This is a genomic window from Marinactinospora endophytica (genome assembly GCF_054780875.1).
Genome location: NZ_BAAGVM010000018.1, coordinates 75,291 through 96,890, shown reverse-complemented (window position 1 = coordinate 96,890; position 21,600 = coordinate 75,291). Strand labels below are relative to the sequence as shown.

Annotated in this window: 27 protein-coding genes; 16 read left to right on the top strand and 11 right to left on the bottom strand. The window is 70.3% G+C overall.

Features of this window, described 5'->3' with window-relative positions; translation table 11 throughout:
* The 6 genes from ACYVHU_RS25200 to ACYVHU_RS25175 all read left to right on the top strand — a co-directional run.
* Positions 1 to 443: ATP-binding cassette domain-containing protein (locus ACYVHU_RS25200; protein ID WP_498949675.1), on the top strand; the 443-nt coding region annotated here is incomplete at its 5' end.
* Between the two features lie 70 nt (positions 444 to 513).
* Complete coding sequence (locus tag ACYVHU_RS25195) at positions 514 to 1,527, top strand: NADP-dependent oxidoreductase (protein ID WP_498949673.1); 1,014 nt, start codon at positions 514 to 516, stop codon at positions 1,525 to 1,527.
* 76 nt (positions 1,528 to 1,603) lie between these two features.
* A complete protein-coding gene (locus tag ACYVHU_RS25190) occupies positions 1,604 to 2,164 on the top strand; it encodes a GNAT family N-acetyltransferase (RefSeq protein WP_078764206.1) in 561 nt (186 codons plus the stop codon).
* A 180-nt stretch (positions 2,165 to 2,344) separates the two neighbouring features.
* Positions 2,345 to 3,802 (top strand): alanine/glycine:cation symporter family protein, encoded by a 1,458-nt coding sequence (locus ACYVHU_RS25185; RefSeq protein WP_078764205.1) that lies wholly within the window; start codon positions 2,345 to 2,347, stop codon positions 3,800 to 3,802.
* Positions 3,803 to 4,091: 289 nt separating this feature from the next.
* Positions 4,092 to 5,162 carry a permease gene (locus ACYVHU_RS25180; RefSeq protein WP_235001214.1) on the top strand — a complete coding sequence of 357 codons (1,071 nt, stop codon included), beginning with the start codon at positions 4,092 to 4,094 and terminating at the stop codon, positions 5,160 to 5,162.
* Positions 5,159 to 5,905: a TIGR03943 family putative permease subunit gene (locus ACYVHU_RS25175; RefSeq protein ID WP_078764204.1), complete on the top strand. Its 747-nt coding sequence runs from the start codon at positions 5,159 to 5,161 to the stop codon at positions 5,903 to 5,905. Before ACYVHU_RS25180 ends, ACYVHU_RS25175 begins: the two co-directional genes overlap by 4 nt.
* Positions 5,906 to 6,102: 197 nt before the next feature.
* Here ACYVHU_RS25175 and ACYVHU_RS25170 read toward each other — a convergent pair whose 3' ends face one another.
* The 6 genes from ACYVHU_RS25170 to ACYVHU_RS25145 form a co-directional block, all read right to left on the bottom strand.
* Entirely contained in the window at positions 6,103 to 6,297 is a 195-nt protein-coding gene (locus ACYVHU_RS25170; protein WP_498949671.1) for a DUF397 domain-containing protein, read from the bottom strand.
* A 115-nt stretch (positions 6,298 to 6,412) separates the two neighbouring features.
* On the bottom strand, positions 6,413 to 6,607 hold the full coding sequence (locus tag ACYVHU_RS25165) for a DUF397 domain-containing protein (protein ID WP_498949670.1): 195 nt from the start codon (positions 6,605 to 6,607) through the stop codon (positions 6,413 to 6,415).
* Positions 6,608 to 6,683: 76 nt separating this feature from the next.
* Complete coding sequence (locus ACYVHU_RS25160; protein WP_078764202.1) at positions 6,684 to 6,884, bottom strand: DUF397 domain-containing protein; 201 nt, start codon at positions 6,882 to 6,884, stop codon at positions 6,684 to 6,686.
* A gap of 8 nt (positions 6,885 to 6,892) precedes the next feature.
* On the bottom strand, positions 6,893 to 7,090 hold the full coding sequence (locus ACYVHU_RS25155; RefSeq protein WP_078764201.1) for a Scr1 family TA system antitoxin-like transcriptional regulator: 198 nt from the start codon (positions 7,088 to 7,090) through the stop codon (positions 6,893 to 6,895).
* A gap of 141 nt (positions 7,091 to 7,231) precedes the next feature.
* Entirely contained in the window at positions 7,232 to 7,426 is a 195-nt protein-coding gene (locus ACYVHU_RS25150) for a DUF397 domain-containing protein (RefSeq protein ID WP_498949669.1), read from the bottom strand.
* A gap of 12 nt (positions 7,427 to 7,438) precedes the next feature.
* The gene (locus ACYVHU_RS25145) at positions 7,439 to 8,314 is read right to left on the bottom strand and encodes a helix-turn-helix domain-containing protein (protein ID WP_498949668.1); all 876 of its coding nucleotides are present in this window, start codon (positions 8,312 to 8,314) and stop codon (positions 7,439 to 7,441) included.
* Positions 8,315 to 8,543: 229 nt separating this feature from the next.
* On the opposite strand from ACYVHU_RS25145, the gene ACYVHU_RS25140 reads away from it, so the two are divergent.
* The 4 genes from ACYVHU_RS25140 (at position 8,544) to ACYVHU_RS25125 (ending at position 10,093) form a co-directional block, all read left to right on the top strand.
* Positions 8,544 to 8,801, top strand: coding sequence for a hypothetical protein (locus tag ACYVHU_RS25140; protein WP_498949666.1), 258 nt, complete (start codon positions 8,544 to 8,546; stop codon positions 8,799 to 8,801).
* Entirely contained in the window at positions 8,798 to 9,046 is a 249-nt protein-coding gene (locus tag ACYVHU_RS25135; RefSeq protein WP_498949665.1) for a MerR family transcriptional regulator, read from the top strand. The genes ACYVHU_RS25140 and ACYVHU_RS25135 overlap by 4 nt, the downstream gene beginning before the upstream one ends.
* Entirely contained in the window at positions 9,046 to 9,366 is a 321-nt protein-coding gene (locus ACYVHU_RS25130) for a hypothetical protein (protein ID WP_078764197.1), read from the top strand. Before ACYVHU_RS25135 ends, ACYVHU_RS25130 begins: the two co-directional genes overlap by 1 nt.
* Positions 9,367 to 9,700: 334 nt before the next feature.
* Complete coding sequence (locus ACYVHU_RS25125; protein ID WP_144390328.1) at positions 9,701 to 10,093, top strand: hypothetical protein; 393 nt, start codon at positions 9,701 to 9,703, stop codon at positions 10,091 to 10,093.
* Positions 10,094 to 10,248: 155 nt separating this feature from the next.
* Here ACYVHU_RS25125 and ACYVHU_RS25120 read toward each other — a convergent pair whose 3' ends face one another.
* The 5 genes from ACYVHU_RS25120 to ACYVHU_RS25100 form a co-directional block, all read right to left on the bottom strand.
* Positions 10,249 to 11,073, bottom strand: coding sequence for an IclR family transcriptional regulator (locus tag ACYVHU_RS25120; RefSeq protein ID WP_078764195.1), 825 nt, complete (start codon positions 11,071 to 11,073; stop codon positions 10,249 to 10,251).
* A complete protein-coding gene (locus ACYVHU_RS25115) occupies positions 11,070 to 11,891 on the bottom strand; it encodes a carbohydrate ABC transporter permease (RefSeq protein ID WP_235001213.1) in 822 nt (273 codons plus the stop codon). The genes ACYVHU_RS25120 and ACYVHU_RS25115 overlap by 4 nt, the downstream gene beginning before the upstream one ends.
* 122 nt (positions 11,892 to 12,013) lie before the next feature.
* A complete protein-coding gene (locus tag ACYVHU_RS25110) occupies positions 12,014 to 12,964 on the bottom strand; it encodes a carbohydrate ABC transporter permease (protein WP_078764194.1) in 951 nt (316 codons plus the stop codon).
* A 3-nt stretch (positions 12,965 to 12,967) separates the two neighbouring features.
* Complete coding sequence (locus ACYVHU_RS25105) at positions 12,968 to 14,257, bottom strand: extracellular solute-binding protein (protein ID WP_078764193.1); 1,290 nt, start codon at positions 14,255 to 14,257, stop codon at positions 12,968 to 12,970.
* Between the two features lie 242 nt (positions 14,258 to 14,499).
* A complete protein-coding gene (locus ACYVHU_RS25100) occupies positions 14,500 to 14,886 on the bottom strand; it encodes an SSI family serine proteinase inhibitor (protein ID WP_159457317.1) in 387 nt (128 codons plus the stop codon).
* Positions 14,887 to 15,447: 561 nt separating this feature from the next.
* On the opposite strand from ACYVHU_RS25100, the gene ACYVHU_RS25095 reads away from it, so the two are divergent.
* From ACYVHU_RS25095 to ACYVHU_RS25070, 6 genes are all read left to right on the top strand, one after another.
* Complete coding sequence (locus ACYVHU_RS25095; RefSeq protein ID WP_394330088.1) at positions 15,448 to 16,227, top strand: 2,3-dihydro-2,3-dihydroxybenzoate dehydrogenase; 780 nt, start codon at positions 15,448 to 15,450, stop codon at positions 16,225 to 16,227.
* Between the two features lie 91 nt (positions 16,228 to 16,318).
* Entirely contained in the window at positions 16,319 to 17,500 is a 1,182-nt protein-coding gene (locus ACYVHU_RS25090; protein WP_498949663.1) for an isochorismate synthase, read from the top strand.
* 50 nt (positions 17,501 to 17,550) lie between these two features.
* The gene (locus tag ACYVHU_RS25085) at positions 17,551 to 19,200 is read left to right on the top strand and encodes a (2,3-dihydroxybenzoyl)adenylate synthase (RefSeq protein WP_078764189.1); all 1,650 of its coding nucleotides are present in this window, start codon (positions 17,551 to 17,553) and stop codon (positions 19,198 to 19,200) included.
* 36 nt (positions 19,201 to 19,236) lie between these two features.
* Positions 19,237 to 19,914 carry an isochorismatase family protein gene (locus ACYVHU_RS25080; RefSeq protein WP_078764188.1) on the top strand — a complete coding sequence of 226 codons (678 nt, stop codon included), beginning with the start codon at positions 19,237 to 19,239 and terminating at the stop codon, positions 19,912 to 19,914.
* 26 nt (positions 19,915 to 19,940) lie between these two features.
* The gene (locus tag ACYVHU_RS25075; RefSeq protein ID WP_498949661.1) at positions 19,941 to 21,293 is read left to right on the top strand and encodes a lysine N(6)-hydroxylase/L-ornithine N(5)-oxygenase family protein; all 1,353 of its coding nucleotides are present in this window, start codon (positions 19,941 to 19,943) and stop codon (positions 21,291 to 21,293) included.
* On the top strand, positions 21,290 to 21,547 hold the full coding sequence (locus tag ACYVHU_RS25070) for a phosphopantetheine-binding protein (protein ID WP_432939897.1): 258 nt from the start codon (positions 21,290 to 21,292) through the stop codon (positions 21,545 to 21,547). Before ACYVHU_RS25075 ends, ACYVHU_RS25070 begins: the two co-directional genes overlap by 4 nt.
* The last annotated feature ends 53 nt before the right edge of the window (positions 21,548 to 21,600 follow it).

The window sequence follows — 21,600 nt, the reverse complement described above, 5'->3', positions numbered from 1 at the left end:
CGGCGCGGTTGGGGCATCTGCTGGATGCGTTGCCCGATGGGTTGGACACGGTCGTGGGGGATCGTGGGTACCGGTTGTCGGGTGGGGAGAAGCAGCGTCTGGCGATCGCGCGGTTGTTGCTCAAGGCGCCTTCGGTGGTGGTGTTGGACGAGGCGACCGCGCATTTGGACGCCGAGTCCGAGGCCGCGGTGCAGGAGGCGTTGCGTACCGCGTTGCGGGGGCGGACCTCCCTGGTCATCGCCCACCGGTTGGCCACCGTCCGCGAGGCCGACCGCATCCTCGTCCTCGACGGGGGGAGCATCGTCGAGGAGGGCGACCACGGTGAACTCCTCGCCGCCGGAGGGGTCTACGCGGGGTTGTATCGCACACAGTTCGCGCCGCAGTCCGCCGCCCGGGAGGCCCCTCCCAACGGAGGGCCGGCCGGAGGCGTGGGCGGCACCTGATCGGGAAGTCTCCCGCAGACGGCCGACACACGTCCGTCACAGTGAAGATGAGAAGGAGAGCGGACCAGCCATGTCCATCAGCACACGTGAGATCCACCTGGTCGCCCGGCCCGAGGGCGCGCCCCGGCCCGAGGACTTCGCCCTGGTCGATCGGGAACTGCCGGAGGTCGGGACGGGAGAGATCCTGGTGCGCAACCTCGCGATATCGGTCGACCCCTACATGCGGGGCAAGATGACCGGCGTGCGCACCTACACCGACCCCTACGAGCTGAACTCCCCGATGGAGGGCGGGGCGATCGGCGTCGTCGAGGTCTCCGGGGACGAGTCCTTTCCCGAGGGGGCCGTCGTCGTGCACAACGCCGGCTGGCGCGAGCACGCGGTGCTGCCCGCCGGGCAGGTCCGCCCGGTCAACGTCAAGGGGGACATCCCGGCCACCGCCTACCTCGGGGTGCTCGGCATGCCCGGCCTGACCGCGTATGTGGGCCTGCTGGACAAGGCGTCGATGCGCCGGGGCGACACGGTGTTCGTCTCGGGCGCGGCCGGCGCGGTGGGCAGTGTCGTGGGGCAGCTCGCCAAGCTCAAGGGCGCCGCGAGGGTCATCGGCAGCGCCGGATCGGCCGAGAAGGTCGCCTACCTGATCGACGAGCTCGGCTTCGACGCGGCGTTCAACTACAAGGACGGCCCCGTCATGGAGCAGCTGACCGAGGCCGCGCCCGACGGCATCGACGTCTACTTCGACAACGTCGGCGGCGACCACCTGGAGGCGGCGATCGGGGCGGCCAACGACTTCGCGCGTTTCGCCCTGTGCGGGTGGATCTCCTCCTACAACGCGACCGAGCCGCAGCCGGGGCCGCGCAACATGGGCATGATCGTGGCCAAGCGGCTCAGCCTCAACGGGTTCATCGTCTCCGACAGCGCCGACCGCACCGGCGACTTCCAGCGCGAGATGGTCCCGGCCGTCGCCGACGGCCGGATCAGGTTCACCGAGACGGTCGTCGACGGCCTGGAGAACGCGCCGGAGGCGTTTATATCGATGCTCGGCGGCGGCAACATCGGCAAGATGGTGGTGCGGGTCGGCACATGAGCCGGCCCGGGCCGGGCGGCCCGTCGCCCGGCCCCTACCGTCCGCCGCGTGCGCCCAGCGTCCAACCGGAGTACCCATGCCCGATCCCACGGCTCCCGTCCCTGCGGAGCCCGTCGAACTCGTCGGCCCCAGGGCGACACTGCGCCCGTGGACGGCGGAGGACGGGCCGGAACTCAACCGGATCGTCACGCGGCCCGAGGTGGCCTGCTGGTGGGGCGAGGAGGATTTCGCCCTGCCCACCGAAGGGGGAGAGCAGCGCTACGCCATCGTGGTGGAGGGGCGGGTGCGCGGCATGATCCAGTTCTACGAGGAGCCGGAACCGGACTACCGCCACGCCGGGATCGACGTCTTCCTCGACCCTGACACGCGCGGCCTGGGGCTGGGGGTCGAGGTCATCGTGACGCTGGCCCGGTGGCTGTTCGACGAGCGCGGCCACCACCGGATCGTGATCGATCCGGCCCTGGACAACACCGCCGCGGTCCGCGCCTATGAGAAGGCCGGGTTCCGCCGGGTGGGGGTGATGCGCTCCTACTGGCGCGACCCCGAGGGGCACTGGCGGGACGGCTTGTTGATGGACATGCTCGCCGACGATCTGCCCGCTGCCGCGGCGGGACGGTCGGGAGGAGGGGCGGTCTGACCCGTGTCGGCCGCGATACGCCCGTATCGTCCGGTGTGCGGGTGACCGGTATCCTTCCCGGTCGGGGTGCGTGATCCAAGACGCATTCCCGATGCGGCCCGACCGGTCGCACCCGCCCCACGGCGACCGGGCCGCGCGCCCGGGAGCCCGCCCGTACTCCCAGAAGGAGATCGTTCCCTCGTGGACGCTGTCAGCGACGTCGTCGTCGCCCTCAACGACCGGTTCTGGGCCTACCTGCTCATTCCCCTGCTGGTGCTGCTCAGTCTGTACTTCACCATCCGGCTGGGAGCGGTCCAGCTCCGCCTGCTCCCGGAGATGATCCGGGTCCTCGGCAACAAGCCCGAGATCGCGCCCGATGGTAAGAAGGCCATCTCCTCCTTCCAGGCCTTCGCGGTGTCGGCCGCGGCGCGGGTGGGGACCGGCAACATCGTCGGTGTCGCCACCGCGATCGCGCTGGGCGGCCCTGGCGCGGTCTTCTGGATGTGGACGATGGCGCTCGTGGTGGGTGCCGCGAGCTTCGTCGAGTCCACCCTCGCCCAGCTCTACAAGGTCCGTGACCGCACCGGGTTCCGTGGCGGTCCCGCCTACTACATGCGTTACGGTCTCGGCCGCAACTGGATGGGCGTGCTGTTCGCCGTCGTCATCACGGTGACGTTCGGGATCGTGTTCAACTCGGTCCAGAGCAACAGCATCGCCGACGCGGTGTCCACGTCGCTGGCGGCGGTGGGCGCCCCCACCGGAACGCTGGTCTCGGCGCTCATCGGCCTGGCCCTGGCGGCACTGACCGCGGCGGTGATCTTCGGCGGTATCCGCCGTATCGCCCATGTCGCCCAGGCCCTGGTGCCGTTCATGGCCCTGCTCTACATCGGGCTGGGGCTGGTCGTGGTGGCCCTGAACGTCGAGAAGGTCCCCTCGGTGTTCGCCGACATCGTCACCGGGGCCTTCGGGCTGCGGGAGTTCGTGGGCGGCGGCGTGGGCACCGCGATCGTGCAGGGGATGCGCCGCGGCATGTTCTCCAACGAGGCGGGGCTGGGGTCGGCGCCCAACGCCGGGGCGACCGCGTCGGTCAGCCACCCGGTCAAGCAGGGCCTGGTCCAGACCCTCGGCGTCTACTTCGACACGCTCATCGTGTGCTCCACCACCGCCTTCATCGTGCTGCTCAGCGACCCGGTCTACGGGGAGAACCGCGGCCCCTCCATGACCCAGGAGGCCCTGGAGAGCAACCTCGGCGGCTGGGCGATCCACGCACTGACGATCATCCTGTTCCTGCTCGCCTTCACCTCGGTGCTCGGCAACTACTACTACGGCGAGTCCAACCTCGGCTTCCTGTCGGCGCGCCCCTCGACGCTGACGGCCTACCGCCTGCTGGTCGTGCTCACGGTCTTCCTCGGCGCGATCGGGTCGGTGCAGCTCGTGTGGAACCTCGCGGACGTCTCGATGGGGGTCATGGCGTTGATCAACCTCGCCGCCATCGCGCCGCTCGGCGGGGTCGCGGTCAAGCTGTTGAAGGACTACACCGCCCAGCGCAGGCAGGGGATCGACCCGGTGTTCACCCGGGACCGCCTCCCCGAGCTGGAGGGGGTCCAGTGCTGGGGCGGCGCCCAGGAGACGGAGGTCGCGGGCTCTTCCCGCTCCTGACCGCCGGGGCGGGCCGGGGGACCGGCCCGCCCCGTGGTCGGGCGGCCTGTCCGATCGAATCCCCCGTGGCCGCCCCGAAGAGGCGACACACCGGATATGATCCGCTTCGTGCCGGCCGCCCGTCGGGAACGGGATCGGGCCGGCGGCACGCGACGGCCGGCCCCGACCGCCGGCCCCGTGCGTCGATCGACACGGGCGCACCGGCGACAGCGGATATGAAAACTGTTCTCACCCGTCGGTTAGTATGCGTGCGTTCTCCCTGCAACCGACGACGATCAAGGACACGACCGTGCCGGACAGGTCTTCGGGCTCCGCCTTTCCGCCCCCGGCCCTGGGCGACTCCCTGGCGCGCGGCTGGGACGAACCCGACGAGGGGCTTCCGCCGTCCGACTGGGGACGGCCGCGCGGGCCACGGCGCACCGCGACCGTGTGGCTGTTCGCCCTGTTCATCATCGCCCTGGCCGCGGCCAACGCCTGGTTGACCGACAGGTTGACCAATGAGGCGTTCCTCGCCTGGGCGACGATCTTCACCGCGATCAGTCTTCAGGCGCTGCCCTTCCTGGTGTTCGGTGTCGCCTTGTCGGCGGCGCTCACCGCGTTCGTGCCGGTGTCGTTCTGGCGCCGGGCGATCCCCCGCAACTCCGCTCTGGCGGTGCCCGTCGCCGGCGCCGCGGGCGCGATCCTGCCGGGGTGTGAGTGCGCGTCGGTGCCGGTCGCCGGCGGGCTCATCAAACGCGGTGTCGCCCCGGCCGCGGCTCTCACCTTCCTGCTGGCGGCGCCGGCGATCAACCCGGTGGTGCTGGTCGCCACGGCGGTGGCCTTCCCCGGCAGCCCGGAGATGGTCGTGGCCCGCTTCCTGGCCGCGCTGGGCGCGGCCGTCGTGGTCGGCTGGATATGGGCGCGGTTCGGACGCACCGGCTGGCTGCGCATGCCCCGCGCCGACCACGACCCGGACGCCTCGAAGTGGCGCGTCTTCCGCGAGTCGATGCAGCACGACCTGATGCACGCCGGCGGTTTCCTGGTGGTCGGCGGGCTCGCCGCGGCCACGCTCAACGTCCTGGTCCCGCGCGAGTGGGTGATCGCCGTCGCCGACCTCCCGGTCGTCTCGGTGCTGGTGCTGGCGCTGCTGGCGATCCTGCTGTCGATCTGCTCGGAGGCCGACGCGTTCGTCGCGGCCAGCCTGACCGAGTTCTCCCCGACCGCGAAGCTGGCGTTCCTCGTCGTGGGGCCGATGGTCGACCTCAAGCTGATCGCCTTGCAGGCGGGAACGTTCGGCTGGGGCTTCGTGCGCCGCTTCGTCCCGCTGACCCTGGCCCTGACCCTGATCTTCACCTTCGTGGTGGGAGGAGTCCTGCTGTGAACCGCATCGCCCAGGGGCTGGTGCTGACCCTGCTCGGTGTCGCCGCGCTGAGCTGCACCCTCGCCAGCGACCTGTACCTCAACTACGTGCAGGGCGCCTTCCGGCCCTTCATCGTCGGGGCCGGCGTGGTCCTGGTCGTACTGGGGGTGACCGCGATCGTCATGGACCTGCGGCAGGCGCGCCGGGGTCCCGAGGCGGAGGAGGAGCACGCCCACGGCCATGACCACGGTCACGACCACGGGGGGCACGGCCCGCGCGTGGCGTGGCTGCTCCTGCTCCCCGTTGTCGCGGTCTTCGCGGTCGCCCCGCCGGCGCTGGGCGCCTACACCGCGGCCAACGCCGCCTCCAGCGCCCCCCGTGACGTCTCCGAGGTCTCCTACGACGAGTTGGAGGCCGAGCCGGGGCAGCCGGTGGAGATGGAGTTGCAGGAGTTCGTCATGCGCGCCTGGACCGACGAGGAGCGGGCGATGGCCGGGCGCGAGATCCGTCTCACCGGTTTCGTCGTCGCCAACCCGGAGGGGGAGGGCTGGTATCTGGCCCGGCTCCAGATGGCGTGCTGCGCGGCCGACGCGATCGTCAACCGGGTGCTCATCACCAACGAGCCGGCGCCCCCCGAGGACAGCTGGTGGACGGTCGAGGGGAGCTGGGTGGAGCCCGAGGGCGGCCTCCAGGAGATCCGCGACCACCGTTTCGAGGTGCACCAGATGACCGAGGTGGACAACCCGCCCGACCCCTACGAGTAGGCCGCGCGCGGAGCTTCCCTCACGGTTCTCGCGGTGGTTGCGGCGCGGTGTTCCGCGTACAGACCCCTTCTGTTGCCTCCCGGTGGAGGCGAAGGTCTAGGAGAACGGAGAGAGAGCGCGTAGTATCTCTCTGGGACGTATCAGGTATACGCGGAAGAGGCCCCGTGCGGTTGCGCGGGGCCTCTTCTGTTGTCCGGTTACAGTCGGCCGGTTTTCACGGCGTCGAGGAAGGCGGTCATCTCGGTGGCTGGGAATACCAGGTGGCCGAGGTCCGGGTTCTGGGAGTCGCGTACGGCGGCGGCTCCGGGCAGGTCGGCGACCTCGACGCAGTTCTGCCCCTTCCCGCTGCTGTAGCTGGACTTGCGGAACTTCATGGTGTGGGACTCAGACATCGGGCCTCCGGTTTGCTGGAGCTGGGTCGGACGGTCACGGATGAGCGTGGGGGAGTCGCCTGCGGGCAGTGCCTCGGCCTGTGTGTGGGTGGCCGCGAAGATGACAGTTGTCTGGTTACAGTCGGCCGGTTTTCACGGCGTCGAGGAAGGCGGTCATCTCGGTGGCTGGGAATACCAGGTGGCCGAGGTCCGGGTTCTGGGAGTCGCGTACGGCGGCGGCTCCGGGCAGGTCGGCGACCTCGACGCAGTTCTGCGTGCCACCGCCTGAGTATGAGGACTTGCGGAACCGAAGTTGAGGCGTCTCTGACATAGGGGCCTTCACTTACTGGAGATACGCCCGGGGGTAAGGCCCGGCGGGCGTGCGCTGGACCTCTTCCGCTCTGTGCTTACAGTCGGCCGGTTTTCACGGCGTCGAGGAACGCGGTCATCTCGGTGGCCGGGAATACCAGGTGGCCGGCGTGCGGGTTCTGGGAGTCGCGTACGGCGGCGGCTCCGGGCAGGTCGGCGACCTCGACGCAGTTCTGGCCGTGGGAGCTGCTGTAGCTGGACTTGCGGAACAGGCTGCTAGGGATCAAATAAGTATCCATGGTCCGTCCTATTCGATGAGCTCTCGGAGCCGGTCGATGATCTCCCCCGGACGCAGGGCTACCAGCCGGAGGTGGTCGGCGAGCTGGCGATAGTGTGCCACCTCGTCGGCTTCCTCTAGATCTAGCCCGCCGTGGTCCTGCTCCAGGAATAGCACCAGCGGATCCGCTGGGTCCAGGAAGCCCATGATCACGAAGCTCCCGGTCATCTGGACATCAGGAGTACCTGGATGGATGCCTGAGTCAAGGCGTTGAACGATGATGCCGTCGTCTTGGACGGCCGCTAGGGCATACGCCTGGATGTGAAGGAGGCCCGGCAGGTGTCTGCCGGGCCTCTCCTGCTGTTTGGCTTACAGCCGGTCGGTTTTCACGGCGTCGAGGAACGCGGTCATCTCGGTGGCTGGGAATACCAGGTGGCCGAGATCCGGGTTCTGGGAGTCGCGTACAGCGGCGGCGCCGGGCAGATCGGCGACTTCAACGCAGTTCTGCGTGCCGCCGCCTGAGTATGAGGACTTGCGGAACCGAAGTTGAGACGTCTCTGGCATCGGGGCCTTCACTTACTGGAGATCGGATAGGCGGTCATGGATGAGTGTGCGGGAGTCGCCTACAGGCAGTGCCTCAGCCTGTATGTGGGCGTAGAACTGCTGATACGTCCGGATCTCATCCGGGGTCTCCAGGTAGATCTCTTCCAGCATCGTCTCCAAATACACCACGGGCGAATCCGGGGCTGGGAAGTCGAGGATGACGAAGCTGCCGGTCATCGCTGCGTGCGGTCCTCTGGACACCGGGAGTACCTGGATCCCGATGTTACCCCGCTCGCTCATCTCCAAGAGGTACTTCAGCTGCCCTTTAAGGCGTGGGGTGATGTGGAGCAGCGCGGCCTCGCCGATCACGGCCCAGTAGGTCGGCGGGTCCGTGCGAGCCGAAAGGATGCTTTTGCGAATCATCCGTGCTTCAACGCCACGGTCAACTTCACGAGCGTCGGCCTCACGTCCACTGGCTGTGACGTTGGCCTGGATGATTGCCCTTGCATAGTCCTCGGTCTGGAGCAGGCCCGGAATCGCCATCATCTCGCAAGAGCGGATCGAGCTGGCCTCTGTCTCCAGGTCGACGAACGCCCCGGTGCCGAGAACGTCACGATAACCAACCCACCACCCAGTCTGGCTCGCTTCACGGGCAAGCCGCCGGTACGCCTCGCGCTCGCTGGGGTCGGTCACCCCGTAGACATCAAGGAGCGTCTGGATATCGACGTCACGTAGCCGCAGGATTTTCCGAGTTTCGATCCTGGTGACCTTGGTTTCGGACCATTTGCGTTCTGGGCTGCGCCGCTTGGCTTCGGCGGCTGCCTGCCGTGCGGTGAGGCCGGCCTGCTCCCGCAACATGAGGAGCTGGCGGGCGATCCGCCGTCGTCTGAGTGTGGGGCTGGCAACCAACTCTGCGAGGCTCCTCCGGACGTGAGGGTGAAGTTGGCCAGATCCTACGCTGAGTGACCAACAGTCGGCATTTTACGCATCCTTCGCCATGTTTCGCAGCTGACTCGCCAGATTGTTTCAAGCTCTTCAAAACGCATCTTGCGTTTTTGAGTGCGGTGAGTGACGATGGGACTACCTGATCGTCTCGCCGGGTTACTCGCCTGGCCGACCCATGGGGGTCTCGATGTGCATGCCTGAACCCCGTCCTCCCACCCCCGAGCCCTATGTCGAGTTCGCGGTGCTCGCCGAGACGCTTGCTCCTCTCGGTTGGGAGATGAGCCGTATCCCGGCGCCTCTCGGCGGCCACATCTACACCGTCCGCACCCCTGGCGGCCGGTACCTCACCTGCTGGAGCCTGCGGCACCTGCGCGACGCCATCGACCGCTGCGTGACCGAGCAGGAGAACCCGGAGATCGTCCGGCCCTACGCTCGGCGGGTGATCGCGTGAGCGCCGTTCCCCGGATCTCCGTCACCGTCAAGGTGAACGGTCGTCACCTCCCCATCGCGCAGACGCCCGCGGTGCAGTGGCCGGAGTTGTTGACCCCGATCGAGGTCGCCGACATATGCCGGGTGGCCCCCAGCACGGTCCATGGGTGGCTGCGGGCCGGCTGGCTCCAGGGGCGGCAGACGCTGGGCGGGCGGTGGCGGATTCCCGCCGACCAGATCCGCGCGCTGCTGGAAGGGGAGCGGTGATGAGGCGGCCCTGTCTTCCCGGTCACGCCGTCGCGCGCGATCTGTCCCGCCAGAGCGGCGTGCTGGTGTGGCACGGGGAAACCTCCGGTGGTTACCTCGCCCTGGCCGGCCATGAACTGCTCACCGCCGCCACCGCCGAGGAGATGCGGATGAAACTCGCCGCACGCGGCCTGCTCCACGCGCGGCAGGCGCCTTCGCCACGGCCGGTGGAACGCCGCCTCCCGTTGGGCACTTCCGCGGCCTACCCCACCGCGGTCACCGGGGCGAGCGGGGGCACCTGGGAGCGGGGCGGCATGTCCCGGTGGCTTCCCCGGGCCTAGTCCTGCCCCGCGCGAGCGGCCGGGGCTTCCCTGGTGGACGGCCTTCGGCCGGCCGCCCGCATCCGGCGCGGGGCGGGCGGCCCACAATCCTCCGCGCGCCGTCCGCACGGCACGGCGCGCGGAACCGGGGGATCGTGAGGGGGTTCCCCGGAGACCGGTCCGGGACGGTAGAGGGGCCGTCCCGGACCACCTCTCTCCCTGTTCCCCTGTCCGCCTCCCCGTCCGCCACGGACATCGGCCCCAGAACCCCTTGGGCGTCGGGAGGGACGTTGTTCTCTACGGCAGGCGGCCCGTGGCCCGTTACGGTGCTCACAAGACCCCACTGGAGATGGGAATGGTCAGGCGCGGATCAATGGCGCGCGGCGCCGCGCTCTATGGGCAGCGCGTCCCGCTGCGCGTGGACGACGAGAACGAGAACCACGCCCTCCTCTACTACGCCGCGTGCACCCGCTGCCGGGCGATGATGTCCACCGAGCCTGACATCCTCGCCGCCTGTTGGCGGTGTGGCCACCCGCAGCCCGCCGACCGGCGGCGACAGGCCACAGTGGAACGTCGCGTCCAATGGCGGCTCCTCGAAGAAGTCGAGACCGAGACCGCGCAGGGGCGGCCGGCACCAGAGTGGGCCTGCGTCTCCTGCGGGCGGTTCAACCCGCTGCCGGACGCCACCTGCGCGAACTGCAAGCGGACGAAGCGGCTCGCACACAGTGGGCCAGCGCAGCAGCGTTAGCCCCGCCTCGCCCGGCCAGCGACACAGAACACCCGGCCCCGCCCACGAGGTGAGCGGGGCCGGGTGTCCCGGTCGCAGACGCCCTCGCCTCTCTTGCCCGGGCGTCCCCGGTACCCCGGAGCGCTTCGCAAGAGCGGCGGGCGCCGGCGGCGGGGTCAACGCGACAGAGGCGGGCGGGAGCGGCGGGCGCCCAGATCGGCCGAGATCAGCGCCGCGGTCGCCGCCACGTCAGGCCCCAGCTCCCTGACCCGGGCCGCCGGCAGCATGCTGGCGAGCGAGGACACGCTGATCGCCGCCACCGGATCGTCGTTGTGGTCGAAGACGGGAGCCGCCACACAGCGCACCTCCGGCTCGTTCTCCCGGTCGTCGATGGCGTAACCGCGCTCCCGGATACGGCCCAGCTCCCGCCGGAAGACCTCCGGGTCGGTGATCGTCTTGGCCGTCACCGGCGCCAACCCGGCGGCGAGCACGTGCTCCACCAGGTCGGGAGGGCTGTGGGCGAGGATCGCCTTGCCCACCGCGGTGCGGTGGGCCGGCATGCGCACCCCGATCCGCGAGGCCATGCGAACCGTCGTGGTGTCCTCGACCTTGTCGGCGTAGACCACGTCGGTCCCCTCCAAGACCACCAGGTGACAGGTGTTCCCGGTGCGACGCATCAGCTCCCGAAGGTGCTTGGAGGCCGCCGAGCGCAGATCCAACTGGTCCAGGTAGGCCTGGCCCAGCGCGAGCGCCGCCGCCCCCAGCCGGAAGCGGCCGGTCTCGCGGTCCCGGGCGAGCAGCCGCGCCTCCAACAGCGGCGTCGCCAACCGCAGGACGGTGCTCTTGTTGACGCCGACACGCTCGGCCAGCTGGGTCAGCGTCAACCCGCCGCTACCGGCCGGCTGGGCCCGTACATCCTCCAGGATCGCCAGCGCGCGGCGCAGCGACACCGAGGCGTTGCGAGGATTGCGTCCGGCCGCGGGGGCCTCGCCGGCGCTCATCCCTTGACAGCTCCTCCCAGTCCGGAGATCAGGTGCCGTTGCACGATGACGAAGAAGATCAACACCGGGATCGTCATCAGCACCGACCCCGCCATGATGCCGCCCCAGTCGTTCTCGTCCGGTTTGAAGAAGGTCAGGATCGCGATGGGCAGGGTCTGGTTCTCCTGGGCGGAGATGATGAACGTCTTGGCGAACAGGAAATCATTCCACGTCGTGATGAACGAGAAGATGCTGCACGCCGCCACACCCGGCGCCACCAGCGGGAAGAGGATACGCCGCACAAAGGTGAAACTGCTCGCCCCGTCCAGCTTGGCGGCCTCCTCCACCGACTGGGGGACCGCGGCCACGAAACCGCGCAGCATCCAGATGGCGAACGGTATCGAGAACGCCATGTGCACGATGATCAGCGAACCCAGATGGTTGAGCCCCAGCGCCGGCACCGCGCCGCCGATGTTGCGCAGCAGGAAGAACAGGGGGATGGTCAGCGCCTCGATCGGCACCATCTGCGCGACCAGCACCATGACGAGCAGCGTCGAACGGGTGCGGAACCGGTAGCGGGTCAGCGCGACCGCCGCCAAGAACGCGCACAGCGTCGACAGCACCACCACCGCGCCGGCCACGAGCAGGCTGTTCACCAGGTAGCGGCCGAAACCGTCGACGAGGACGACCCGTTCGAAGGAGTCCAAGCTCGGCGACAGCGTGAACGGGGTCGCGTCGCCCGCCTCCAGTTCGGCGCGGGGCCGCAGGGCCGACAGCACCATCCAATACAGCGGGAAGGCCACCACCACGGCGACCAGCAGGGCGCAGACGTCGGCCAGCCACCGGCGCGGACGCCTGCGGCGAGGGGCCGCAGCGGGCCTGTCCGACGCCCCCGCGGGAGGCCGCGCAGCCGCGCCGGTGGCCGGGGCCACGGCGGGGCCGGACTCGTCGTGACGGACGCTCACAGCACCTCCCCATTACGGCGCAGGGCGCGCAGGTAGACCAGCGTGATGGCGAGCAGCAGCAGCGACGTGATGACACCGATCGCCGAGCCCAGCCCGTACTGGCTGGCGGCGAACGCCTGCTGGTAGCCGTAGACGTTGAGCACCATGTTCTGGCCCGAGATACCGCCGCCCCCGGTCATGATGTAGATCTGGGTGAAGATCTTGAAGTCCCAGATGATCGACTGGATCGTCACGATCGCCAACACCGGGCGCAGCATCGGCAGCATGATGCTGTGGGCGATGCGCAGGGTCGAGGCGCCGTCCAACCGGGCGGCCTCCACCACCTCCTCGGGGATCGAGGTGATACCGGCGTACAGGGTCACCATCACGAACGGGAACGAGCACCAGATCACCTCGGCGCCCACCAGCCCGAACGCCGACCACTTCTCATAGGTCCACGAGTGCCCGGCGAAGCCCTCCAGGCCGACGCCGACGAGCACCTGGTTGACCAGGCCCAGGGTCGGGTCGAACAGGAACAGCCACACCGCGCTGCCGGTCACCGCCGGAGTGGCCCAGGCGCCCAGCGCGGTCAGGAACAAGACGGTGCGCACCCACGGACGCAACCGGGTGGCCAACACCGCCAACGCCCCGCCCACGAGCAGGGTGCCGACCACGCAGGCCGCGGCGAACACCACGGTGTTGCCCAGCACCCCCCAGAAGCGGGGATCGCCCAGCAGCGTCGCGTAATTGTCGAAACCGATGAAGCGCAACGGCTGCGCGCCGCTGACCTGGGCCTGGCGGTAGTCGTACAGCGAGACGAGGACGAGCTGGTACAGGGGGTAGACCAGCAGCGCGGCCAAGACGACGAGCGCCGGCGAGAGGTAGAACCAGTGCTCGAAGCGGCCGCGGCGGCGGCCGGGCCGCGTCGCCGCGGCCGGCCGCCCCACAGCGGGAACCTGAGTCGCCATGCGTTACTGCCCGGAGAAAGCGTCGTTCATCCGGGTGGCGGCCTCCGCGGTGGCCTCCTCCACCGTGGCGTCACCACCGGCGATCTGCTGCATCATCGAGGGCAGCACCGTCTGGGCGTCGATGGTGGACCAGGCGCCGGTGACCGGAACGAACCTGGTCCCCGCCTCCAAGGTGGCGATGAACGGTTCCATCTCCGGAGAGGACTGCGCGACCTCGGCCTGCACGTCGGTGAAGGTGGGCAGGTTGCCCATCGCCTCGTACATCTTGAGCTGGTAGTCCTTGCCGCCGAGCAGCTTCATGAACTCCACCGCCAGGGTGCGGCGCTCGGTACCGGCGAGAACCCCGAGGTTGTTGCCGCCGGCGAAGGCGGGGGCGATGCTGCCGGGCTCGGTCCCCGGCAGCGGGATCACCGCGTAGTCGTCGGCGACCTCGCTCTCCTCGACCGCGTTGAGGTTGAAGTTGCCGCCGATCGTCATGGCCGCCCGGCCCGCGACGAAGTTCTGGACGCTGTCGTTGCCGCCCATCTCTGAGCAGGTCTGCGGCGGGCAGACGTCCTCGGAGAGCACCTCGGAGTACAGTTCCACGCCGGCCCGCGACTGCGCGGAGTCGATCGCGGCGGTGTGGGTGTCGCCCTCGACGGTGGCGATGTCGCCGCCGTGAGCCCACACGAAGGGCAGGAAACCGTAGGTGTAGGCGCCGCCGGAGGACAGGCCGAGCAGGTCGGGTTCCTTCTCGCGCAGCTCGCGCGCCGCCTCGACGACCTCCTCCAAGGTCTCGGGCACCTCGATGTCGTGCTCGGAGAACAGATCGGTCCGGTAGTACAGCGCGCGCATGCCCACGTACCACGGAACGCCGTAGGAGGCGCCGTCCACCTCGGTCGTGGCGGCCAGTTCGGGGGAGAAGTCGGCCGCCTCATCCCAGGCGGAGAGGTCCTCGGTGATGTCGGCGAACCCACCGGCCTCGACGTAGCCGGCCAGGTCGGTGTTGCCGAACTCGGCGACGTCGGGGGCGCTCGACGGGTCGTTGAACGCGGCGCGGAAGCGTTCGGCCCGGGTGTCCACCGGGATGTACTGCACGTCCACGGTGACGCCCTCGTGGGCGGCCTCGAACTCCTCGACCGCCTCGTCGACGACCTTCTCCTTGGGCTCCTGGTTGACCTCGGAGAACAACCACACGCGCAGGGTGCCGGTCATCTCGTCGGCGGTGGAGTCGTTGCCGGTGGACTGCGCGGGCGCACACGAGGCCAGCAGGGCGGTCGCGCACACCAGTCCGAGGGCACGGGGGATCCGCATCGGACCTCCTCGGGATGGGTGGAGTGGGGGAGGAGAGGCGCGGGCCCCGCCCGCGCCGTCTGTGACTCGGAAACGTATAGACCCGCCCTGATCTCCTTGAAGAGGAGGAGGGGAAAGTTGTGCAATGCACAAAAGGGGAACGCCTATGCACCCTCGGCGTCTCCTCACAGCCCGTGGAGCAGCGGTTTCCCTCCGAAACGGCGAGGCGCCGTCCCCGCACAGGGACGGCGCCTCGCCTCGGCTCAGAACCAGAACACGCCGTCGGTCTGGTCGGCGGCGACACACGGGTTGGGGAACTCCTCCTCGTAGTGGACCTTGACGTCCTCCCAGTGTCCGAACGCGCGGACGACCACGGGGTCGTACTGCATGGTGCAGACCAGGCCGGCGGCCGGCAGGGCCTCGAACACGCCGTCGACGGCCTCCAAGGAGGCGCACGCCTCCTCAGGGGAGGGATGGGTGCCCCCGGGCGGATCACACTTGAGGATCACGGTGCGCACACCGTCGTGGTGTTCGTGGCTGATGGACAGTTCCAACCAGCTGCTGGAGCCCGAGCCGGCGTGGGCGGGAGCCGGAACGGTCAGGCAGGCAGCCGCCGCGAGCGCGGTCGCGAGTAGGTGTCGCTGGCGCATGATGTCTCTTTCTCTCGTCGGCCCATGGATCGATCGGCCGATACGGAACGTCATTAAATCGTGACTTAGTGTCGCGGTGTGGGAGATTCGCGAGATTACCCACCGTGTCGATGCGCGCTCTCGGCGGAGTGGAGTGGTAATCGGGCATCGGGCTCGCGCGGAGCCATGGGGAGTGATCCGATTCACAGGCTCTGTCGAGGGGTGGGGGTGAAATGTCGGGGAACGCCGTTGAATTCGATTACTGTGCGTGACGGTCGCGGGCTGGGAGGCGGGGGAGGGGTGTGGTGATGGCGCGCGGGGGTGGACGTGCGCTTCTGTCTGTGTGTGATGGAACTGTTGCCCAGGGTGAAAGTGGTGAAGATGATCTCTTGGGTGTTTTGTCAACTAAAGCGAAGAATGCCGGAATTTTGTGGGTTGACACACCACACCCCGTCGTTCAAGACTTGCGGTCGGTTGCTTAGGTAAGCATTGCCTTAATTAGGTTTGCTTCACCTTGGTCGTATCCGCATGGGTAGACGTCCCATTGCGGTGCGTAACAGACGGCGAGGGGGAGACGTGGGCCTGGAGGGGATCGATGGGACGGTCGCCGTGGTCACCGGTGCGGGAGGCGGAATCGGGCGCGCCGTGGTCGCCGCCCTGGCCGCCGAAGGAGCACGGGTCGCCGCCGTCGACCGCGACCCCCACGGCCTGGCCGGCACCGTCGAGCAGACGCGCGCCTTCGGCGGCGACGTGGCCCCCCACACCGTCGACGTGCGCGACGAGGCCGCCGTGGAGGACCTGTTCGACGCGGTGGAAACCGACCTGGGACCCGTCGCCCACGCGGTCAACGTCGCCGGCATCCTGCGCACCGGCCCGGTCACCGACCTGTCCGGCGCCGACTGGGCCGACCTGTTCGCCGTCAACACCACCGGGGTCTTCCACGTCTGCCGCGCCGCGGCGCGGCGCATGATCGCCCGCGCGGCCGGGTCGATCATCACCGTCGCCTCGAACGCGGCCGGCATCCCGCGCGCGGACATGGCCGCCTACGGCGCCTCCAAGGCCGCCGCGGCGCTGTTCACCAAATCCCTCGGCCTGGAACTGGGCCCGCACGGCATCCGCTGCAACGTCGTCTCGCCCGGCTCCACCGACACCCCCATGCAGCGCGGCATGTGGCAGGGGCCGCACGACGCCGAGAAGGTCATCGCCGGCGACCCCGCCAAGTTCCGCGCGGGCATCCCCCTCGGCCGCATCGCGCACCCCGCCGACGTCGCCGCCGCCGTGCGCTTCCTGTCCTCCGCGCAGGCACGTCAGATCACCATGCACGACCTCTACGTGGACGGCGGCGCCACCCAGCGCGCCTGACCCGTCCGGTGCCCCCGGGAGCACCGAACCCCGATCCCGACTTCACCCACCGGCTTGGTGGACCGAATCCGCTCGTCAGAAAGGCCGACCGGTGCCCCTCCAGCGTGCCGCCTCCACCACGGTGACGGCCGGCGACCTCCTCAGCGCCTACCGTCCCGGCGCCGCCTTCCTCTCCTCCCCTTCGACGACCCTGCTCGGCCAGGGCGGACTCGCCGTCCTGGAACACGCGCAAGACGTCGCCGACGCGCTGGGCGACGTCATCACCGAGGACGGCCGACCGGCCGTCGCGATGGGGGCGATCCCCTTCGACCCGGGCTCCCCGGCCCGACTCGTCGTCCCGCGCGTGCTCCACCGCGCCGAAGGGACGCGCGCCCGGGAGGAGACCCGCCACCGCGCCCTGCCCGGAACCTGGGAGGTCAAGCCGGTCCCCGAACCCCGGGAGCACGCCGAAGCCGTGCGCCGCGCGCTGGACCTGCTCACCGCCCCCGACGGGCCGGACACCGCCCCCCGCAAGATCGTCCTGGCCCGTTCCCTGCGGCTGACCGGCGACCGCCCCGTCGATGTCGCGCGCGTGCTCGCCAACCTGGCCCGCCGCGACCCCGACGCCCACGTCTTCGCCGTCGACCTGCCACCCCGCGGCGGCGGCCGGCGCACCCTCGTCGGCGCCAGCCCGGAACTGCTGGTCGCCAAGCGCGGCACCCACGTGACCTCCAACCCGCTGGCGGGATCGGCCCCCCGCAGCGCCGACCCCACCAAGGACCAGCGCGCCGGCGTCGCCCTGCTGGCCTCGGAGAAGGACCGCTACGAGCACGCCGTCGTCGTCGAAGCGGTCGCCGCGGCCCTGGAACCGTACTGCCGCACCCTCGACGTCCCCGCCGAGCCCAGCCTCGTCCGCACCGCGACCATGTGGCACCTGTCCACCCGGGTCACCGGGGAACTGGACGACCCGCGCACCACGTCACTGGACCTCGTCCACGCCCTGCACCCCACACCTGCGGTGTGCGGGACGCCCACCCACATCGCCCGCGCCGCGATCGGCGACATCGAACCCTTCGACCGGGGCTTCTACACCGGGGTCGTCGGCCACATCGACGCCGCCGGCGACGGCGAATGGGCCGTCACGATCCGCTGCGCCGACGTGGAGGACACCACCCTCGACCTGTTCGCCGGCGGCGGCATCGTGCCCGGCTCCGACCCCGAGGCCGAACTCGCCGAAACCTCGGCGAAGCTGCGCACCCTCCTGCTCGCCCTGGGCGTCGACCGCCCGCTGTGACCCCTCCGGCCGCCGACCACCCTCCCCGACCCCGAAAGGCCCCACCGGACATGCTCGCCGGATGCACCCCCTGGCCCGCCGAGGCCGCGGCCCGCTACCGCGCCGCCGGCTACTGGACGGGTGAGAACTTCGACGCCTTCCTGCGCGACCGGACCCGCCGCTTCGCCACCCGGACCGCCGTCGTCGAAGGAGAACGGCGCTGGACCTACGCCGAACTCGACGAGCGTGTCTCGCGCCTGGCCGCCGGACTACTCCGGCTGGGGATCGCCCCCGGCGACCGCGTCGTCGTCCAGCTCCCCAACATCCCCGAGGTGCTGGAAGTCGCCTTCGCGCTGTTCCGGATCGGCGCGCTGCCCGTCTACGCGCTGCCCGCGCACCGCCACGGCGAGATCGGCCACCTGTGCGCCGCCACCGCCGCGGCAGCGCTGGTCATCCCCGACGTCCACGCCGGATTCGACCACCGCGCGATGGCCGCGCGGGTGCGCGCCCAAGGAGACGGGCCGGCCCACGTCCTCGTCGCGGGCGACAGCGGCGGCGAGGAGGGCTTCACCGCGCTGGCCGACCTGCGAGACGCCCCCCTCACCCACCCGGCCCCCGGGGCCGCCGCCGACCCGGACGACGTCGCCTTCTTCCAACTGTCGGGCGGCACCACCGGCCTGCCCAAGCTCATCCCGCGCACCCACGACGACTACCTGTACTCGGTCCGCGCCAGCGCCGAGATCTGCCGGCTTAGCCCCGAGACGGTCTACCTCGCCGCGCTGCCGATGACCCACAACTTCCCGATGAGCTCACCCGGGTTCCTCGGGGTGCTGCACGCCGGCGGCACGGTCGTGCTCGCCCCCGACCCCAGCCCCGACACCTGCCTGGCGCTGATCGAGACCGAACGTGTCACCATGACCGCGGTCGTGCCCCCGGTCGCGCTGCTGTGGCTGGACGCCGTGGACGGCGGCTCACAGGCCGGGCGCGACCTGACATCGCTGGAAGTGCTCCAGGTCGGCGGCGCCAAGTTCGGCGAACAGGCCGCCCGCCGCGTCCGCCCCACGCTGGGCTGCGCCCTGCAACAGGTCTTCGGCATGGCCGAAGGGCTGGTCAACTACACCCGCCTGGACGACGACGAGGAGACCGTCGTCACCACCCAGGGCCGCCCGATCAGCCCCGACGACGAGATCCGCGTCCTAGACGACGCAGACCGGCCGGTGGCCCCCGGCGAGCCGGGGCACCTGCTCACCCGCGGCCCCTACACGATCCGCGGCTACTACAACGCCCCCGAGCACAACGCGACCGCCTTCACCGCCGACGGCTTCTACCGCACCGGTGACGTGGTGCGCCTACTGCCCGGCGGACACCTGGTCGTCGAGGGCCGCGCCAAGGACCAGATCAACCGGGGCGGGGAGAAGATCGCCGCCGAAGAGGTCGAAAACCACATCCTCGCCCACCCCGACGTGCACGACGCCGCCGTGGTGGCGGTACCCGACGCCTTCCTCGGCGAGCGGACCTGCGCCTACGTCATCCCGCGCGGCACGCCCCCGGGGCGCTCCCAGCTCCTGCGCTTCCTCCGCGAACGCGGCCTGGCCGCCTACAAGATCCCCGACCGCGTCGAGTTCGTCGAACGCTTCCCGGCCACCGGCGTCGGCAAGACCAGCAGACGCGAACTGCGCCAGGCCATCACGGCCGAACTGCGCCGCACCGCCGCCCCCTGAACGCCCACGCCCCGACCACGGACGGAAAGGACGCCCATGACGTCCCGTTCCCTGCCCCGCATCGAGCCCTACGACCTGCCCGGTCCCGAGGAGCTGCCGCCCAACCGGGCGGCCTGGAGCCCCGACCCCGAGCGGGCCGCGCTGCTCGTCCACGACATGCAGGGGTACTTCCTGCGCCCCTTCGCGGCCGGAACCTCCCCGCTCGCCCCGGCGCTGGACAACATCGCCCTCCTGCGCGCGGCCTGCCACGCCGCCGGGGTGCCGGTGTTCTACACCGCCAAACCCGGCGACATGGACCCCGACGAACGGGGACTGGAACGCGACTTCTGGGGGGCGGGGATGCGGGCGATCCCCGAACACACCGAGATCACCGCGCGGGTCGCGCCCGCCGACGGCGACGTGCTGCTCACCAAGTGGCGCTACAGCGCCTTCGCCCGCACCGGCCTGGCCGACCTGCTGCGCGAACAGGGACGCGACCAGCTCCTCATCACCGGCGTCTACGCCCACATCGGCTGCCTGGTCACCGCCACCGACGCCTTCATGCGCGACATCCAGCCGTTCCTCGTCGCCGACGCCGTGGCCGACTTCTCCGCCGCCGACCACCGCTTCGCGCTGGACTACGCGGCGCAGTGCTGCGCCGCCGTCCTGCCCACCCAGGCCGTCACCACGGCCCTGTCATCGACCCCGGCCGCCACCGTCGCCTCCCACGCCTGAACCGCGACCACATCGAAGGGAACACCGTGACCTCCACGCCCTCGCCCCAGCAGGTCCACGACCTGGTGGGAATCGGGTTCGGCCCGTCCAACGTGGCGCTCGCCATCGCGCTGCACGAACGGCGCCCCTCCGCCTCCCAGTCCGCGCCGAGCGGGCTCTTCCTCGAACGCCAGGCCGACTTCGGCTGGCATCGCGGCATGCTCCTGGAGGACGCCACGATGCAGGTGTCCTTCCTCAAGGACCTCGTCACCACCCGCGATCCGGCCAGCGACTTCAGCTTCCTGTCCTACCTGCACCAGGTGGGACGCCTGCACGACTTCATCAACCACAAGACGCTGTTCCCGCTGCGCACCGAGTTCCACGACTACCTGGCCTGGTGCGCCGGGCGGGTCGCCGACCAGGTCGTCTACGGACACGAGGCGTTCGCCGTGGAGGCGGTGCGCGACGACAGTGGACGCATCACCCACCTCGACGTCCTCTCGCGCAACGCCGAGGGCAAGGTCCGGCGCGACCGCGCCCGCAACCTGGTGCTCGCCCCCGGACTCACGCCACGGCTGCCCGCCGGCCTGACGGACTCGGCGCGGATCTGGCACAGCGAGCACCTGCTGCACCGGCTCGCCGAACTGGGACCGCAGGCCGCCCCGCGCCGCTTCGTCGTGGTCGGCGCCGGCCAGAGCGCCGCCGAGGTCGCCGACCACCTCTACCGGGCCTTCCCCGAAGCCGCCGTCGACGCGGTCTTCGCCCGCTACGGCTACAGCCCCTCCGACGACAGCCCGTTCGCCAACCGGATCTTCGACCCCCAGGCCGTCGACGCCTTCTACGACGCGCCCCAGGAGATCAAGGACGAGATCATGGGCTACCACCGCAACACCAACTACTCGGTGGTCGACCCCGACCTCATCGACGCGCTGTACCGCCGGGTCTACCAGGACCGGGTCAACGGCACCGAACGGCTGCGGCTGCTCAACACCTCCCGGGTCGTCTCGGTGGAGGAGCGCCCCGACGGGGTCACCGTCACCGTCGAGCACCTGCCCAGCGGCAAGCAGACGCCGATCGAGGCCGACCACGTCGTCTTCGCCACCGGCTACCGCGCCGCCGACCCGCGCGACCTCCTCGGCGACCTGGCCCGGCACTGCCTCACCGACACCGCGGGCCGCCCGGTCGTCCAGCGCGACTACCGGCTCGCCACCACCGACGAGATGACCTGCGGCGTCTACCTGCAAGGCGGGACCGAGCACACCCACGGCATCTCCTCCTCGCTGCTGTCCAACGTCGCGGTGCGCGTGGGCGAGATCCTCGCCTCCATCACCGCCCGCGCCCCCCACGGCGAGCCGGTCCCGGCCGGCGGCGTCCCCGGCCCCCTCAAGGAGCACGTGTGACCGACAACCCCGCCACCCCCGCCCAGCGACCCGCCGGGCTGACCCCCCGACAACTGCGCGCCGACGTCGCGCGGGTCCTCGGCGAACCAGCCGAGACGATCGGGGACGACGACGACCTCCTCGACTTCGGCATGGACTCCATCCGGCTCATGAGCCTGGTGGAGACCTGGCGCCGCGCCGGCGCCCGGACCGACTTCGCCGAACTCGCCGAGGAACCCACCCTGGCGGCCTGGACCCGCCTCCTCGTCGACTGACCGACGACCCCGGCCACCGGCCCCTCCCTCCCCAGCCAGCCATCTCGTGAACC

Coding starts and splice junctions, on each gene's coding strand:
- ACYVHU_RS25195 (WP_498949673.1), top strand. CDS start 514: ATGTCCATCAGCACACGTGAGATCCACCTGGTCGCCCGGCCCGAGGGC.
- ACYVHU_RS25190 (WP_078764206.1), top strand. CDS start 1,604: ATGCCCGATCCCACGGCTCCCGTCCCTGCGGAGCCCGTCGAACTCGTC.
- ACYVHU_RS25170 (WP_498949671.1), bottom strand. CDS start 6,297: ATGTCTGAGTCCCACACCATGAAGTTCCGCAAGTCCAGCTACAGCAGC.
- ACYVHU_RS25165 (WP_498949670.1), bottom strand. CDS start 6,607: ATGTCAGAGACGCCTCAACTTCGGTTCCGCAAGTCCTCATACTCAGGC.
- ACYVHU_RS25160 (WP_078764202.1), bottom strand. CDS start 6,884: ATGGATACTTATTTGATCCCTAGCAGCCTGTTCCGCAAGTCCAGCTAC.
- ACYVHU_RS25155 (WP_078764201.1), bottom strand. CDS start 7,090: ATGACCGGGAGCTTCGTGATCATGGGCTTCCTGGACCCAGCGGATCCG.
- ACYVHU_RS25150 (WP_498949669.1), bottom strand. CDS start 7,426: ATGCCAGAGACGTCTCAACTTCGGTTCCGCAAGTCCTCATACTCAGGC.
- ACYVHU_RS25140 (WP_498949666.1), top strand. CDS start 8,544: ATGCCTGAACCCCGTCCTCCCACCCCCGAGCCCTATGTCGAGTTCGCG.
- ACYVHU_RS25130 (WP_078764197.1), top strand. CDS start 9,046: ATGAGGCGGCCCTGTCTTCCCGGTCACGCCGTCGCGCGCGATCTGTCC.
- ACYVHU_RS25125 (WP_144390328.1), top strand. CDS start 9,701: ATGGTCAGGCGCGGATCAATGGCGCGCGGCGCCGCGCTCTATGGGCAG.
- ACYVHU_RS25120 (WP_078764195.1), bottom strand. CDS start 11,073: ATGAGCGCCGGCGAGGCCCCCGCGGCCGGACGCAATCCTCGCAACGCC.
- ACYVHU_RS25110 (WP_078764194.1), bottom strand. CDS start 12,964: ATGGCGACTCAGGTTCCCGCTGTGGGGCGGCCGGCCGCGGCGACGCGG.
- ACYVHU_RS25105 (WP_078764193.1), bottom strand. CDS start 14,257: ATGCGGATCCCCCGTGCCCTCGGACTGGTGTGCGCGACCGCCCTGCTG.
- ACYVHU_RS25100 (WP_159457317.1), bottom strand. CDS start 14,886: ATGCGCCAGCGACACCTACTCGCGACCGCGCTCGCGGCGGCTGCCTGC.
- ACYVHU_RS25085 (WP_078764189.1), top strand. CDS start 17,551: ATGCTCGCCGGATGCACCCCCTGGCCCGCCGAGGCCGCGGCCCGCTAC.
- ACYVHU_RS25080 (WP_078764188.1), top strand. CDS start 19,237: ATGACGTCCCGTTCCCTGCCCCGCATCGAGCCCTACGACCTGCCCGGT.